Origin of the sequence: Enorma phocaeensis (genome assembly GCF_900186505.1) — a bacterium.
Taxonomy (GTDB): domain Bacteria; phylum Actinomycetota; class Coriobacteriia; order Coriobacteriales; family Coriobacteriaceae; genus Enorma; species Enorma phocaeensis.
Genome location: NZ_LT891969.1, coordinates 645,958 through 660,453, shown reverse-complemented (window position 1 = coordinate 660,453; position 14,496 = coordinate 645,958). Strand labels below are relative to the sequence as shown.

The window sequence follows — 14,496 nt, the reverse complement described above, 5'->3', positions numbered from 1 at the left end:
CATGGCAACGGGAACGTTGACACCAGAATATCGGCATGAACCTGTCATGCTCCAGGAGGTGCTTGCAGCGCTTCAACTGGAGAGCGGGTCCGTCGTGTGCGATTGCACGCTCGGCGGCGCCGGCCACTCGGTGGAGATGGCCCGCGCGATCGGCGAGGACGGCCTGCTGATCGGGATCGATCAGGATGACATGGCGCTCGATGCGGCTACCGAGCGCCTCGGCCACGAGGCACCGGGCATGCCGCATAAGCTCCTCAAAGGCAACTTCGGGGATCTTGACGAGCTGCTCTGCCAGGCGGAGGTGCCCGGCGTAGACGGCATCCTCTTCGATCTGGGCGTCTCGAGCCCGCAGCTTGATATCCCAGGAAGGGGCTTCTCGTATCACGAGGACGCCCCGCTCGATATGCGGATGGATCCGGGGAACAACCCCTTAAACGCAGCTCAGGTCATCAACACCTACAACGAAGCCGACCTGGCCCGGATCCTCAGCATCTACGGTGAGGAGAAGTTCGCCTCCCAGATCGCGCGCGAGATCGTGCGTCGCAGGGCGAGCCATCCCATCGAGACCACCGGTGAGCTCGTAGAAGCCATCAAGGCGGCCATTCCGGCCGCGGCGCGCAGGCGTGCTGGTCACCATCCCGCGCGCAAGAGCTTCCAGGCTATCCGCATCGAGGTGAACCACGAGCTCGACGTGCTCGAGCGCGGCCTCGAGGCGGCGGTGCGGTGGCTCAACCCGGGTGGGCGCATCTGCGTCATCTCGTACCACTCGCTTGAAGACCGCATCGTAAAGCGCCTCTTCCAGGAGCAAAGCCAGGGCTGCACCTGCCCACCGGAGATTCCGGTGTGCGTGTGCGGGCACGTGCCGGTACTCAAGGTCATCACCCGCAAGCCGCTCGTTGCTTCCGCCGAAGAGGTGGAGCGCAACCCGCGGGCGAGGTCGGCGAAGATCCGCGTTGCCGAGCGATTGGAGGGCATCCGCCCCAGCTCGTGACGATGTTCTTCACAGATCCCACCCGTATCGAACTAGAAACGTACTGTAACCGCAGCTTGATTGAACAGGGATGGGAGGCCGAGCAATATGGCGCGCTATGATTCCAATCTCGCCTATGTCTACGACGGCGCGGCCGCTCCCGAGCGGGTCCGCTCGACGGCGCCCCAGCCGGCGCGCGTTCCCGCGGGCCGTCCGCACCTCGATGTCTACACCGGCGAAGGCCGCGAGGCCAACCAGCTGGTAAGCCCCGTCTTCACTCATGTCGTGAAGGTATTCTGCGTGCTCGTGGCGCTCTTCTTCGCCATCGGCGTCGCCCGTGTTACCATCGCTAGCGTCACCGCCGCATACCTCAATGCAAATGCCGAGGTATCGTCCTCGTTGGAGGCGGCGCGCGATGAGAGCTCGAATCTCGAGGTCATGAACTCGGTCTACGGCTCCGACACGCGCATCCGCGACCTCGCGACGGGCACGCTCGGCATGGTCGAGCCCGAGGGCTCGATCACGCTCGACCTCTCCGAGGGAGATGGCGCCTCCGCCAGCGCGGCTGAGGGCGATGCGGCAGCAGCGGATGCGGCGGATCCTGCGCCCGCCGATGCCCAGTAGGCTACCGATCGAATCAGGCTTTCATGACAGCAGACCGATATGGATATGATTCCCGCGGCGGTTCGTCCTCGAGCCGCCGCGGTTCGAGTTCTCGGGGCGGCGCCCGCACGGGGCGCAGCAGCTCCGGGCGCTCTTCCATGCCGAGCGGATCCGGCCGTGATGGCCGGGCAGGCCGCTCGAGCCGCGTGGACCGCACGGGCAGCGCGAGAGCACGCGGTGCGTCCTCCCGTCGCCAGAGGGAGGGCCAAGGCGGCGCCGGCGGATCCGGCTCCGGCAGGCCGCCCAGGCCTCCGCGCGCGGGTGGCTCCCAAGTCGATCTCCTCCATAGTGATCTCGATCGCGAGCGCATCCCGCGCCGCAACTTCGTCATGGGGCTTTTTGGCTTTGGAGTCGCTTGGGGCGTGTCCAAGCTCGTGGACTACCAGATCGTCAACGTCGACGAGTATCGCCGGCGAGCGGACGAGCGCCGCGCCATCCCGCAGACGCTCTTCGCCAAGCGCGGCACCATCTACGATCGCAACGGCAACGTGATCACCTCGAGCGTGGAGTGCCAGAACGTCTACGTCAACCCGCAGCTCATCGAGGACGAGGACGAGGCGGTGGCAGCGCTCGTGGAGCTGCTCGGCGTCGACGAGGAGACGTGCCGAGAGAAGGTGGGGCGCGATACCACCTTCGCCTACATCAAGCGCCAGGTCGACCAGGAGATCGCCGATGCGCTTGCCGAGCGCAACATCAAGGGCATCGAGTACGAGCAGACCATGAAGCGCATCTACCCGTACGGCAACCTTGCGTCGCAGGTCATCGGCGTGGTGAATATCGACAACGAGGGCGTCTCCGGATTGGAGAGCTACTACGAGGACAAGCTCCAGGGCGTGAACGGCTCGCTGGTGCGCGAGCGCGCCCGCGACGGATCCTACATCGCCGGCGGCGCCTACGAGCGGGTGCCGGCCCAGGACGGCGAGGATCTGGTGCTCACCCTCGACGTGAACATCCAGTCCGCTGCCGAGAAAGCTTTGGCGGAGGCGGTGGAGTCCTCGGGAGCCAACTACGGGTCGATCCTGGTGATGGACCCTCAGACCGGCGAGATATTCGCCGCTTGCTCCAACCCTACCTATGACCAGACCGATCTGGCCAACACCGCGGCCGCCGACATGAACCTGCGAGCCGTGACCGACGCCTACGAGCCCGGCTCGGTCTTCAAGGCGCTGGTAACCGGCATGGGCATCGATATGGGCACCTTCACGACCGAGTCGACCTTCGATGTTCCTGCCCGGGTCAAGGTGGGCGACGACTGGGTCACCGATGTCGACGAGCGCGACTACGGCATGACTATGACGGTCCGCGAGATCATGCGTCGCTCGTCGAACACGGGCATGGTCCTTCTGGGCGAGCAGATCGGGGCGGACGCCTTTGCCGAGTACCTCGACACCTACGGCATCGGGCACAAATCGGGCATCGACTTCCCGGGTGAATCGACCGGTATCGTGCGCGAACGCAGCGAGTACGACGGTTCGACGCTTGGCTCGATGTCGTTTGGCCAGGGCATCGCCGTGTCGCCCATCGAGGTGGCGCGCGCTGTCGCGAGCATCGCCTCGGGCGGGGTGGCCCATACACCGCACTTCCTCAAGTCGCACCATGGCGAGGAGGTCGACTGGAGCGACGGCGACACCGAGACCATCAGCGCCGAGGCGGCCGAAGCCGTGACCTCGATGATGGTGACCGTCGTGGACGAGGGCACCGGCTCAGGCGGCCAGGTGGCGGGCTACGATGTGGCAGGCAAGACCGGTACGGCGGAGCGCGCGAGCGAGGAGGGCGGCTACCAGGAGAACAACTTCATGGCGTCCTTCATGGGCTTCGCGCCGGCGAGCGATCCCAAGGCGCTCGTATACGTGACGCTCGACGGCACCGCGGGTTCCGGCGGCGGCCAGGCGGCGCCGCCCTTCGCTGCCGTCATGGCTCAGACGCTCTCGATTCTGGGAGTTGATCCCACGCGCTAGGCCAAGTGGTGCTACCCCCAGTTGCACACCTTGTGCGATTGGGCGCCGAACGCGTCAGCCCGCGGAGCCTACGTTACAATAACCTGCTGGTATCGGATGGCCGGTGCCGCAAGCATGCCCTGCGACGACGCGGGGCGGAGAGACGAACAGGGGGCCGAAGGCCTTCGGCCCCGTATCGGTGAGGGGGACGGCATCGTGGAGCTTGCTGTCAAGGATATCCAAGAGGCAACCGGTGCGCGCCTGCTCGCGGGTGATCCCGGGAGCGCTTGCACGCGCTGCATCATCGATTCGCGCGAAGCTGCTGCAGGCGACCTGTTCGTGGCATTCCCTGGCGAGCGGGTCGACGGAAACGACTTCGCCGCTTCGGCTATCGAGGCGGGTGCCGCGGCCGTGGCGCTCACCCGCGAGCCATCCAAGGAGCTGCTCGACCTCGCGCATGAGCGCGGCTGCGCGGTGTTTGCCCTTGACGATGCCGAGGAATTCTTGCTCTCGCTCGCCCATAGATGGAGGCGCATCCTCGGTTGCACCGTGGTGGGCATCACCGGCTCGATTGGCAAAACCACTACGAAGGACGTTCTCGCCGGCGTGCTGCGCCAGCGCTTCCGCGTGCATGTGACGGGGGGCAACTTCAACAACCTCATCGGTATGCCGCTCACCATCCTCTCGGCTCCGCGCGATACGCAGGTGCTCGTGCTCGAGATGGGCATGAACTCCCGCGGCGAGATCGAGCGGCTCACGCGTTGCGCGGAGCCGTCGCTTGCCGTCATCACCAAGATCGGCACCTCGCATATCGGCATGCTCGGTAGCCGTGAGAACATCGCGCGCGCCAAGGCGGAGATCGTGGATGGCATGGTGCCCGTACCCGTTGGTGCCGAGGCCGGCAGGCCCGGCGCCGCCCCGCTTCTGGTGCTCACCGGCGAGGATCCCTTCACCCCCTTCATCGCGGATACCTTCGCGCGCCCGGCGGGCGTCGAGGTGCTCTGCGCGGGGCTCGAGGAGTCCGATGCGGTGAGCGCGACTGCCATCGAGCTGGGCGACGATGGCTGCCCGAGCTTCACCTTGACGCTCGAGGACGGCTCGCATGCTCGCACCGAGCTTGCCATCACGGGCCGCCAGTCCGTGTCGAACGCGGTGCTCGCCGCCGCGGTCGCGTCGCGGCTGGGCGTGACCGCCGCCGAGATCGACCACGCGTTCCGCGCGCTCCAGATCACGGGCCGCCGTCAGGAGGTTCGCCATGCCGCCTCGGGCGCCCGCATCATCGATGACTCGTACAACGCCAGCCCCGAATCCACCGCTGCTGCGCTCGACCTGCTCTGCACGCTGCCCACCCGCGGTCGGCGCATCGCCGTGCTGGGCGAGATGGGCGAGCTGGGCGATGAGTCCGAGCGCCTGCATGGCCTGGTGGGCGCCTATGCCGCTGCGAAGAAGCTCGACCTCATGGTCTGCGTGGGCACAGACGGCGCCGCCGAGATGCTCGCCGCCGCGCGCCTCATGGGCATGGACGAGGACGTGACGCTCTCCGCCGCCACGGCGGAAGAGGTGGTCCGCCTCATCGGGGACGATCTTGGCCCGGATGATACGGTGCTCGTCAAAGGTTCGCGCTTCGTTGGTCTCGACCGCTTCGTCGAGGAGGTATGCTAAATGTTCGGCAACCCCGCATATCCCACCTACCAGGCATTTCTCGCGCTCGGCATCGCTGCTCTGGTTGCCATGGCGCTCATGCCGCTGTGGATTCGGCTGCTTAAGTTCGAGGGCATCGGCCAGCAGGTTCGCGCCGATGGTCCCGAGCGGCATCTCGTCAAGCAGGGAACGCCCACCATGGGAGGCGTGGTGATCCTGGTCGCCGTGGTGGTGACGACCATCCTCATGGCTCGTTTCACTACCGAGATAGCCCTGGTGCTCGGCGCGACGCTCGCTACCGGCCTGCTCGGCCTCATCGATGACGCGACCTCGGTCACGCACGGGCGCTCGCTCGGCCTCACGCCGCACGCCAAGATGATCGGCCTGACCCTTATCTGCGTGACGTTCTGCCTGCTCGCGGTCAACCTTTGCGGCGTCGAGCCCCAGGTGCGCTTCCCGGGCGGGCTCGCGATCGACCTGGGCGTCCTCAGCACCGTGGTCGATTTGGGCGGAAGCGAGTTCAGCATCCCGTGGCTCTACGTGGTGTTCACGTGGTTGCTCATCGCCGGCCTCTCCAATGCGGTGAACCTTACCGATGGCTTGGATGGTCTTGCCGGCGGCACCTCGATGATCGCCATGCTCATCATGGCCGCATTCGCGTTCCTCACGGGCGATGCGAATCTCGCCATCTTCTCCGCCGCCTGCGCGGGGGCCTGTCTTGGGTTCCTTTGGTTCAACTGCTATCCGGCGAGCATCTTCATGGGCGACACGGGCTCGCTCGCGCTCGGTGCGGGCTTCGCCTGCATGGCGATCATGACCGACACCGAAGTGGTCTCGCTCATCGTGGGCGGTCTGTTCATCATCGAGGCGCTCTCGGTTATGATCCAAGTTGTGAGCTTCAAAGCCACGGGCAAGCGCGTCTTCCTCATGGCGCCCATCCACCATCATTTCGAGAAGATGGGCTGGGCCGAGACGAAGGTGGTCATCCGCTTCTGGATCGTGGCGGCTGCCTTTGGCGCCTTGGGCCTCGCCCTGTCGTTCCAGCTGGGATAAGTGACCGCGATGCCTCTGCCTCAAACATTTAGCCTGCTCGTGCTCGGCATGGGCGGAACCGGTCTTTCCATCGCTCGGTGGGCCTGCGCCCATCTGGGTGAGCGCGTGCGCTCGGTCACGGTGTACGGGGGCGCGAGCTCCGGCGAGACCGATGCCTCGCGCGAGCTTGCCGCCGCGGGCGCGAAGTTCGTCTTCGCGACCGAGGAGGTCGAGGGCTCCTACGATGTCTGCGTGTCGAGCCCGGGCATCTCCGAGTTCTCGCCCTTCTTCGCCTCCGCCGCAGCGCATGCCGGCGAGATCATGGGCGAGCCCGAGTTCGCCTGGCGGCTCTCTCCAGAGCGCTGGATCGCCGTCACGGGGACCAACGGCAAAACCACCACGACGTCGCTCGTGAACCACCTCCTCAACGGCGCCGGCATGGCTTGCGTGCCCGTGGGAAACATCGGTACCGCGCCCATCGCCGCGGTCGATGCCCGTGCGGAGGGTTCATGGTTCGCCGCCGAGCTCTCGAGCTACCAGCTGGCCACCACGCGCGAGCTGCATCCGCGCGTTGCCGTGCTGCTCAATATCACCGAGGACCATCTGGCCTGGCACCGAACGCATGAGGCGTACGCGGCGGCAAAGCGCCGCATCTTCGCCAACCTCGGCACAGGTGACCTCGCGGTGATCTCCATGGACGACCCCGAGGCCGCGGCTTCGGCGCCCGAGGCGGGCGGTTCCGGTGCCGCCGTTCTCGAGCTGGCGCTTGAGGATACCGGCGCCGAGCATGCGGCCTTCGTGCGCGATGGGATGCTCACCGTGCGCCTTGCCGGCGCGGAGCACGCGCTCGTGCCCGTGGGCGAGCTCGGTATCGCGGGCGACCATAACGTGACCAACGCGCTCGCCGCCTCCGCCGCGGCGCTTTGGGTGGGCGCCGATCCCGCGCGGGTCGCTGCCGGCCTCCGTTCCTTCGCGCCGCTCGAGCATCGCATCGAACCGGTCGCGACCGTGGACGGCGTGCGCTACGTGAACGATTCCAAAGCCACCAACACGGACGCCGTAGAGAAGGCGCTCACCGCCTTTACCAAGGATGACGTGGTTCTTCTGCTAGGCGGCTCCGACAAGGGGACTCCGCTCGAGGCGTTCGCGCGCCGCGTTGCGGCCTCGACCGTCAAGGCCGTGGTGTGCTTCGGCGATGCGCAGGAGCGCTTCAGCGATGCCTTCCGTCCCGCTGCGAACACCGGCGAGCTCGTGCTCGCCCAGGCTGCCGACCTCGCGGATGCCGTGCGGGTTGCCCGCACGTTCGCCGTCTCCGGCGATGTGGTCCTGCTCTCGCCGGCATGCGCCTCGTTCGACGAGTTCTCCGGCTTCGAGGAGCGCGGGCGGCGCTTCAAGGAGCTCGTGCGCGCCCTCGCGCCGGCGAGCGCTTCGGGCGCTAGGGGCCTGCATGGCTGATTCCAAGCGCACCGGAGGGGGCCAGGCTCCCGATACGGCAGAAGAGAAGGACTCCGCCCGTGAGAGGGGGCCCGCTCGCGAGCGGGCCGGGCGCACCCGCGGAACGCGCAAGCGCGGGGCGGGGGAGCACTCCGCCTTGGGAGAGAAGCTTATCGCCGGCGTTCCAGCGCGCATCATGCGCCCCCGGCTCGTCTTCCTCAGCTGCTTGGTGGCGCTCCTCGCCTTCGGCCTCCTCATGGTCTACTCGGCATCTTCGGTCGAGGCGCTCAAGGAGACGGGAAGTTCAACGTATTACCTGGGCAGGCAGTTCGTCTTCATGCTGATGGGCGGCGCGTTCATGCTCGCCGCGTCGCGCGTGTCGCTCGATTTCATGCGCTCCGGCATCATGTGGGGCATCTGGTTGGGCTTCGTCGTGCTGCTCTTCGCCGTCCTGGCGGTTGGCGTGCACGTGGGCGGTGCCACGCGCTGGATCGTCATCTTCGGCTTCCAGTTCCAGCCTTCCGAGTTCGCGAAGGCGGTTGTCATCCTCACGGCGGCGAAGATCCTGCATGAGTACTACGAGGAGGGTTCGCTCAGCACCGCGGTCTTCGTGGCGCAGATCATCGGGTGCGCCGCGCTGCCGTTTATCGCCATCATCTTCGAGCCGGACATGGGCACCTGCATGATCATCGCGGGCTCGATCTTCGCCATGTGCTACTTCGCGGGTCTCTCGTATCCGCTGACGGTATTCCTTCTCGTCTGTGGCATTCTCGTGGCTGCCGTCTTTGTCTTGAGCTCGGAATACCGCTCGGCACGCCTCTTCACGGTGAGCGACCCATGGCTCGATCCTTATGGCGATGGCTACCAGGCCACGCTCGCCATCATGGCCTTTGCATCGGGCGGCCTGTTCGGCAGGGGGATCGGCAACTCCACGATGAAGTACAACTACCTGCCTGAGGCGCATAACGACTACATCCTCGCCATCATCGGCGAGGAGCTGGGTTTCGTGGGCACGCTCATCTTCTTCGCGGTCTACCTTATGTTGATCTACGCGGCGTTCAAGATCGCCTCGCAGTCGCCTACGGTGCAGGGTAGGGTCATCGCATATGGTTCCGCCTTCATGATCATGGCGCAGGCGCTTCTGAATATCCTGGGCATCCTGGGCGCCATACCCATGTCGGGCAAGACGCTGCCGTTCATCTCCTACGGCGGCTCGTCGGTCATGGCCACGCTCATCCTTGCAGGGCTCATCCTGCGCGTCTCGATAGAGAGCAACCCGCTCACCTCCCATGATGCTCGCCGCGCAGCGTTCGAGGTCGTGCGCGAGGGGGCACTGGGAGATGAGGAGGCGGACGTCGCGGGCGCGTCTTCGACCATCGAGGGCAGCACCGCCGGCATGCCGCGCGTCCGCTCGTCTGCGCGACGGAGCGGCTTCACCGTCGTTGAAGGCGGCCCCGGCGCGGGCGGGGGAATCTCCGGGGGCAACGGAAGCCGGGGAGGCTCCAGCGCCTCCGGCGGCTCTGCGGCCCGCGGGCGCAAGGGTGCAGGCACGTCTGCTCGCGGACACGGCTCCACCTCACGCGGACGAGCCGCATCGCGTGCGGATTCCAGCAGGCGCGGATCATACGAGCGCGTCGACCTGGGCGGCGGCCCCGCCGATCGCCTGCGGTCGCGCGGGGTGCGCACGCGCTATGATGAAGGCGGCACATACCGCGGCCGCGGTAGCCGTGGTCGCGATCACAGGAGGGACCGCCATGACCGCTAGCATGAACATCGCCATCGCCGCCGGAGGCACGGCGGGCCATGTGAACCCTGCTCTCGCGCTTGCCGAGGAGCTGCGCGAGCGCGGGCACCACGTAACGTTCTTTGGCGAGACGCGCCGGCTCGAGGGCACGTTGGTACCCAAGGCGGGCTTTGATTTCCAGCCCATCGAGGTGACCGGCTTCGACCGCGAGCGTCCCTGGACCCTCGTGAGCGCGCTGTGGCGCCTCTCGCGCGAGGCGAAGCGGCTCACCCGCCTGTTCGAGGATGACGAGGCGCTTAAACCGGACGTCGCGATCGGGTTCGGCGCCTATGTGGAGCTCCCGCTGGTGCGCGCGGCTGCGCACCTGGGGATTCCATACGCCCTGCACGAGCAGAACTCCGTACCCGGCCTCGCCAACAAGCAGTCCGCCAGAGGCGCCTCGCTCATCGCGATCGCCCAGCCCAGCGTTGCCGAGGTGTTCGAGCAGCGAGGGGCGGCGAGCGGGCGCATCGTGTTCACCGGCAACCCCGTGCGCCGTTCGGTGCTCGCAGGCGAGCGCTCCCGCGGCCGCGACGCCCTCGGCGCAGGCGATGACGAGACGCTGCTCGTCACCTTTGGCGGGTCGCTTGGCGCCCACCACCTCAACGAGCGGATGACCTCGCTCAAGCGCGATCTTCTGGCTATCGACGGGGTGCGCGTGCTGCATTCCACCGGGGCCGATGACTACGAGGCCACCGTGCGCGCCCTCGCGCTCACGCCCGCCGAGGCCGAGCGTTATGTCGTGCGGCCCTATATCGACAACATGGGCGATGTGCTCGCGGCAGCCGATCTGGTGCTCTCGCGTGCCGGAGCCTCCTCCATCGCCGAGATCGCGGCCCTCGCGGTCCCGGCGGTTCTCGTGCCCTACCCGCACGCCACGGCGGACCACCAGACCACCAACGCCCACCTCCTGGTTGATGCTGGCGCAGCCGTCATGTTCCCGGATGCGCGCATCGACGACGACGCCTTCGCCGATGAGCTCTTGGCGCTTTTGCGCGACGATGCCCGCCGCGATGCCATGCGCGCGGCGGCGCGCGGACTCGAGCAGGCGCGTGCCGCCCAGAAGCTCGCCGATGCGCTCGAGGGACTCGTTTAGCGCTTCTCGGGCCGCCCGCCACAAGCGATGCGATTTGAAGTAAACTAATGCGTTTGATAAGGAGGGCTGCTCGTCGGCCCCTATCCCCTGATAAAGGAGCAAGCTGGTATGGCTAAGACCGAGTCGACCTTGAACTCGCCCGAATCGATGCGTGTGCATTTTATCGGCGTAGGGGGTGCTGGCATGAGCGGCATCGCGCTCGTGCTTCATGAGCGCGGCTACGCGGTGAGCGGCTCCGACCTCAAGAAGTCGCGCTACATCCGTCAGCTCATCCGTGCCGGCGTGGATATCCATATCGGGCACGACGCCGCGACCATCGATGCGGTTCGTCCCGACGTCGTGGTGGTGTCGACCGCCATCCCCGAAACCAACCCCGAGCTCGTGCGCGCGCGTGAGCTCCAGATCCCGGTTTGGCCGCGCGCCAAGATGCTCTCCGAGCTGGGCCATGGCTACACCACCGTCGCGGTCGCCGGTACCCACGGCAAGACCACGACCTCATCCATGTGCGCAACTATGCTCGACCGCATGGGGCTCGACCCGAGCTTCCTTATCGGCGGCATCGTAGAGGGCTACGACACGAACGGCCGCAACGGCTCGGGCCCGTACTTCGTTGCCGAGGCCGACGAGTCCGACAAGTCGTTCCTCTACCTCGACCCGGATGTGGTCGTGGTCACCAACATCGAGGCGGACCACCTCGACCACTATTCGTCGCTCGATGAGATCGAGAGCACCTTTGCTGAGTTCATGAGCCTTGTCGGCGACGAGGGCACCGTCATCGCCTGCGCCGAGAGCCCGCGCTTGGCAGAGCTGGCGCGCGGTACCGGGCGGCACGTGGTGACCTACGGTACCGGAGATGACGCCGACGTGCGCTGCATCCCCGACGCGCACACGACGGGCCTCGCTGGCGGGTGCACGGTGCGCTTTCCCGATGGGGAGGAGCGCCATATCACCATCAAGGCGAATCCGGGCATCCATAACCTGCTCAACGCCACCGCTTCGCTCACCGTCTCGTGGGTGCTCGAGCTCGACACCGCTGCCGCAGCAGAAGCCCTCTCCGGCTTTGCCGGCGTGCGTCGCCGCTTCACCCATGTTGGCGATGTGGCGGGCATCACCGTCGTGGACGACTACGGCCACCATCCCACCGAGATCAAAGCGACGCTCGAGGCCGCCTCGCAGCTCGGCTACCCGAGCGTCGACGTGGTGTTCCAGCCGCATCGCTACTCGCGTCTCGAGGCGTTCGCCGACGACTTCGCCGATGCCTTCGAGAAGGCGGACCGCCTCGTGCTCATCGATGTGTTCTCCGCTGGCGAGATGCCCATCCCGGGCGTGACGAGTCGCATGCTCGCCGACCTGGTGCGCAAGCGCCATCCGGGCAAAGAGGTCGTCTACGTCGACGATCGCATGAAGCTGCCCGAGGTCCTCTCCGAGGTGGTCAAGCCGGGTGACCTGTTCATCACCATGGGCGCCGGCGATGTGACGACCGCTGGCCCCGAGTTCATCGAGTACATGGCATCCCAGCAGGAGGCGTGAGGGTCTGATGGGGCTCTTCAACGCCGTCATGGCGCTCTCGGGGGCGGTCGATACCGATGTCTCCGAGCATGAGCGCCTCGCACGCCATACGACCTATCGCATCGGCGGCCCAGCCGACCTCTTCGTGACCTGCCATAGCTATCACGCGCTTCGTCGGACCATCGATGTGCTTACCCGCGAGCGGGTGCCGTGGGTCGTCATCGGGCGCGGGTCCAACCTGCTCGTCGCCGATGAGGGCTACCGCGGCGCCGTGGTGACCCTCGGCAACGAGTTCGGCCGCTCGGTTCTCGGTGACGACGGGCGCACCCTCACCGTCGGCGCGGGCGCGGTGCTCATGCGTCTGGTGAACGAGGCGTACGCTAAGGGGCTCTCGGGCCTCGAGTTCGCCGTGGGGATTCCCGGTACCGTGGGCGGCGCCATATCGATGGATGCCGGTACGCGCACCGAGTGGATCGGCTCGCTCGTAAAAGAGGTCATCACCTTCAAGCCGGGCACGGGGTTTCGCCATTACGCCGGGGGCGATATCGTCTGGGGGTACCGTACCTGCACGCTCCCGCGCGACGAGATCGTCTTGGAGTGCACCCTCGAGCTCGAGCCCGCCGCCAAGCTCGATATCCGTGCGAAGATGGAGCGCTATCTCTCGCGGCGGCGGCATACCCAGCCCATCGGGGTCGCATGCTGCGGGTCGGTGTTCCGCAACCCACCGGATGGAAGTGTGGGAAAGATGGTCGAAGACTGTGGATTGAAGGGTTTTTCGATCGGCGGGGCGGAGATCTCGCCCGTGCACGGTAACTTTATCGTGAACACGGGTAGCGCGACCGCAGCCGATGTGGCAGGCGTAATCAGGCACGTATACGAGAAGGTTCAGGAGGAGTATGGCGTCGAGCTTCAACCGGAAGTCAAGTTCCTCGGCTTCTAACGCCTCCAAACCAACCTTCCGCCGCGCAAGCGGCCAGGCGTCCTCTGCCCGACGGTCCGCCCCGGCTCAGCCCAAGAAGAAGACCTCGCGTCAGGCGCCCTCCTTGCAGCCCAGAAAGCCCGCGAGGGCCGCGGTGTCGGCAAAGCCGGCGAAGAAGCCGGCCAGTCGGCCCGCATCTACGCTCCAGCCAAAGAAGAAGCCGGCCAGCCGGTCCGCATCGGCGCTCCAACCTAAGAGCGTGCCTGCTAGACGTTCTGCCGCCAGCGGAGGTGCTCCGTCCTCTGCGCACGGGGGCAAGGGGCATACACCCACCATGGCAAGGCGCCCGCAGGACAAGTCTGTAGGTGGCAAGCGCAAGCTCGTACCTCCCGTCCAGCGCGCCGGTGCTACGCCAGGGCGCGCAACGAGCCGGCCCGGTGCGGCAGGCGGTAAGCGGCCGTGGTCGCTGCCTCGCATTCCGTTGCCGCATATTCCGGCGATCAAGCTTCCAGCGTTTGCCGGGCGAGTCGCCGGCATCGCCGCGGCAGCGCTCATCGCCGTCGCGGTGCTGGGCATCGTGGTGGCCAACTCGCCGATCTTCGCGATCACCGATGTCGTGGTGAACGGCAGCGAGCACGTGACCCAGCAGACGGCAGAGCAGCTCGTCAACGTGCCTGATGGCGCGACCCTCATGAACGTCGATACGGGAGCCATCGAGGAGGCGCTCAGCCAGAATCCCTGGGTTTCCGGGGCGACCATCGAGCGCCAGTTCCCGCACACCTTGGTCATCACGCCCACCGAGCACGAGGTCGCTGCCATCGCCTTCATCGCCTCGAGCGACGTGGCCTGGAGCATAAGCGCCGAGGGCACGTGGATAGCGCCCATCTCGCTCTCCGTCATCATGGACGCCGAGGGCAACGTCGAGTCCACCTCCTCGCTGGCCCAGGCCGATGCAGGCGCGCAACCAGACGCCAGCGCCCAGGGGGATGCATCGGCAGACGGGTCTGGTGCCGATGCGGACGGAGCAGCCGGTGACGGGAGCGAGGACGCCGGCACGGCGGACGCCGACGCAGCAGATGCCTCAGCTGACGCCTCCGCGTCTACAGCGCCCGCAGTTCCCGAAGGCAGTCAGCTCCTCACCGGTTTGGATGCGGCGGTAGCGCTCGCGCAGCAAGATGGGGCCGTGCTCTTCGCGGATGTTGCCGCGGATATCGAGCCGTCTTCTGGTGCCGAGGTGACCTCCGAGGTGCTCCTCGCGGGCCTTGAGTACGTGAACGGGTTCTCCGCCGAGTTCCGCTCCCAGGTGCGCGAGATGTCGCTCGGGTCGGTCGAGGCGATCTCTGCGATATTGACCTCCGGAATCGAGGTTTCGCTGGGGGAGCCGACTGACATCTCCACCAAGGAGCGGATCGTGACGCGTCTGCTCGAGCAGGAGCAAGGGGTCGTCTACATCAACGTGAGCACGCCCGACCAATACACCTTCAGGCAGGCATAGGGGTCCACGTGGTTCCG

11 protein-coding genes are annotated in these 14,496 nt (G+C 66.6%); all 11 read left to right on the top strand.

Features of this window, described 5'->3' with window-relative positions; genetic code table 11:
- Position 1 precedes the first annotated feature (1 nt).
- The 11 genes from rsmH to C1717_RS05855 all read left to right on the top strand — a co-directional run bounded on the left by rsmH (position 2) and on the right by C1717_RS05855 (position 14,479).
- Positions 2-991 carry a 16S rRNA (cytosine(1402)-N(4))-methyltransferase RsmH gene (rsmH, locus tag C1717_RS05905; protein ID WP_102372254.1) on the top strand — a complete coding sequence of 330 codons (990 nt, stop codon included), beginning with the start codon at positions 2-4 and terminating at the stop codon, positions 989-991.
- A gap of 87 nt (positions 992-1,078) precedes the next feature.
- Positions 1,079-1,594: a cell division protein FtsL gene (locus C1717_RS05900; RefSeq protein WP_102372253.1), complete on the top strand. Its 516-nt coding sequence runs from the start codon at positions 1,079-1,081 to the stop codon at positions 1,592-1,594.
- Between the two features lie 137 nt (positions 1,595-1,731).
- Positions 1,732-3,591 carry a peptidoglycan D,D-transpeptidase FtsI family protein gene (locus tag C1717_RS05895; RefSeq protein ID WP_342745800.1) on the top strand — a complete coding sequence of 620 codons (1,860 nt, stop codon included), beginning with the start codon at positions 1,732-1,734 and terminating at the stop codon, positions 3,589-3,591.
- 192 nt (positions 3,592-3,783) lie between these two features.
- Positions 3,784-5,232 (top strand): UDP-N-acetylmuramoyl-tripeptide--D-alanyl-D-alanine ligase, encoded by a 1,449-nt coding sequence (locus C1717_RS05890; RefSeq protein WP_102372342.1) that lies wholly within the window; start codon positions 3,784-3,786, stop codon positions 5,230-5,232.
- Positions 5,233-6,264, top strand: a complete 1,032-nt coding sequence (mraY, locus tag C1717_RS05885; RefSeq protein ID WP_102372252.1) for a phospho-N-acetylmuramoyl-pentapeptide-transferase — start codon at positions 5,233-5,235, stop codon at positions 6,262-6,264.
- A gap of 9 nt (positions 6,265-6,273) precedes the next feature.
- Entirely contained in the window at positions 6,274-7,698 is a 1,425-nt protein-coding gene (murD, locus tag C1717_RS05880; protein ID WP_102372251.1) for a UDP-N-acetylmuramoyl-L-alanine--D-glutamate ligase, read from the top strand.
- Positions 7,691-9,442, top strand: coding sequence for an FtsW/RodA/SpoVE family cell cycle protein (locus C1717_RS05875; RefSeq protein WP_102372250.1), 1,752 nt, complete (start codon positions 7,691-7,693; stop codon positions 9,440-9,442). Before murD ends, C1717_RS05875 begins: the two co-directional genes overlap by 8 nt.
- Positions 9,432-10,556 (top strand): undecaprenyldiphospho-muramoylpentapeptide beta-N-acetylglucosaminyltransferase, encoded by a 1,125-nt coding sequence (murG, locus tag C1717_RS05870; protein WP_102372249.1) that lies wholly within the window; start codon positions 9,432-9,434, stop codon positions 10,554-10,556. Before C1717_RS05875 ends, murG begins: the two co-directional genes overlap by 11 nt.
- A 108-nt stretch (positions 10,557-10,664) precedes the next feature.
- The gene (murC, locus tag C1717_RS05865) at positions 10,665-12,086 is read left to right on the top strand and encodes a UDP-N-acetylmuramate--L-alanine ligase (RefSeq protein WP_180965855.1); all 1,422 of its coding nucleotides are present in this window, start codon (positions 10,665-10,667) and stop codon (positions 12,084-12,086) included.
- A 7-nt stretch (positions 12,087-12,093) separates the two neighbouring features.
- The gene (gene murB, locus C1717_RS05860; protein WP_102372248.1) at positions 12,094-13,005 is read left to right on the top strand and encodes a UDP-N-acetylmuramate dehydrogenase; all 912 of its coding nucleotides are present in this window, start codon (positions 12,094-12,096) and stop codon (positions 13,003-13,005) included.
- A gap of 313 nt (positions 13,006-13,318) precedes the next feature.
- Positions 13,319-14,479 carry a cell division protein FtsQ/DivIB gene (locus C1717_RS05855; protein ID WP_245859511.1) on the top strand — a complete coding sequence of 387 codons (1,161 nt, stop codon included), beginning with the start codon at positions 13,319-13,321 and terminating at the stop codon, positions 14,477-14,479.
- Positions 14,480-14,496 lie beyond the last annotated feature (17 nt).

Bases quoted from the DNA above. Each gene is read 5' to 3' on its own strand.
- rsmH (WP_102372254.1), top strand. From the start codon at position 2: ATGGCAACGGGAACGTTGACACCAGAATATCGGCATGAACCTGTCATG.
- C1717_RS05900 (WP_102372253.1), top strand. From the start codon at position 1,079: ATGGCGCGCTATGATTCCAATCTCGCCTATGTCTACGACGGCGCGGCC.
- C1717_RS05895 (WP_342745800.1), top strand. From the start codon at position 1,732: ATGCCGAGCGGATCCGGCCGTGATGGCCGGGCAGGCCGCTCGAGCCGC.
- mraY (WP_102372252.1), top strand. From the start codon at position 5,233: ATGTTCGGCAACCCCGCATATCCCACCTACCAGGCATTTCTCGCGCTC.
- murD (WP_102372251.1), top strand. From the start codon at position 6,274: ATGCCTCTGCCTCAAACATTTAGCCTGCTCGTGCTCGGCATGGGCGGA.
- C1717_RS05875 (WP_102372250.1), top strand. From the start codon at position 7,691: ATGGCTGATTCCAAGCGCACCGGAGGGGGCCAGGCTCCCGATACGGCA.
- murG (WP_102372249.1), top strand. From the start codon at position 9,432: ATGACCGCTAGCATGAACATCGCCATCGCCGCCGGAGGCACGGCGGGC.
- murC (WP_180965855.1), top strand. From the start codon at position 10,665: ATGGCTAAGACCGAGTCGACCTTGAACTCGCCCGAATCGATGCGTGTG.
- murB (WP_102372248.1), top strand. From the start codon at position 12,094: ATGGGGCTCTTCAACGCCGTCATGGCGCTCTCGGGGGCGGTCGATACC.
- C1717_RS05855 (WP_245859511.1), top strand. From the start codon at position 13,319: ATGGCAAGGCGCCCGCAGGACAAGTCTGTAGGTGGCAAGCGCAAGCTC.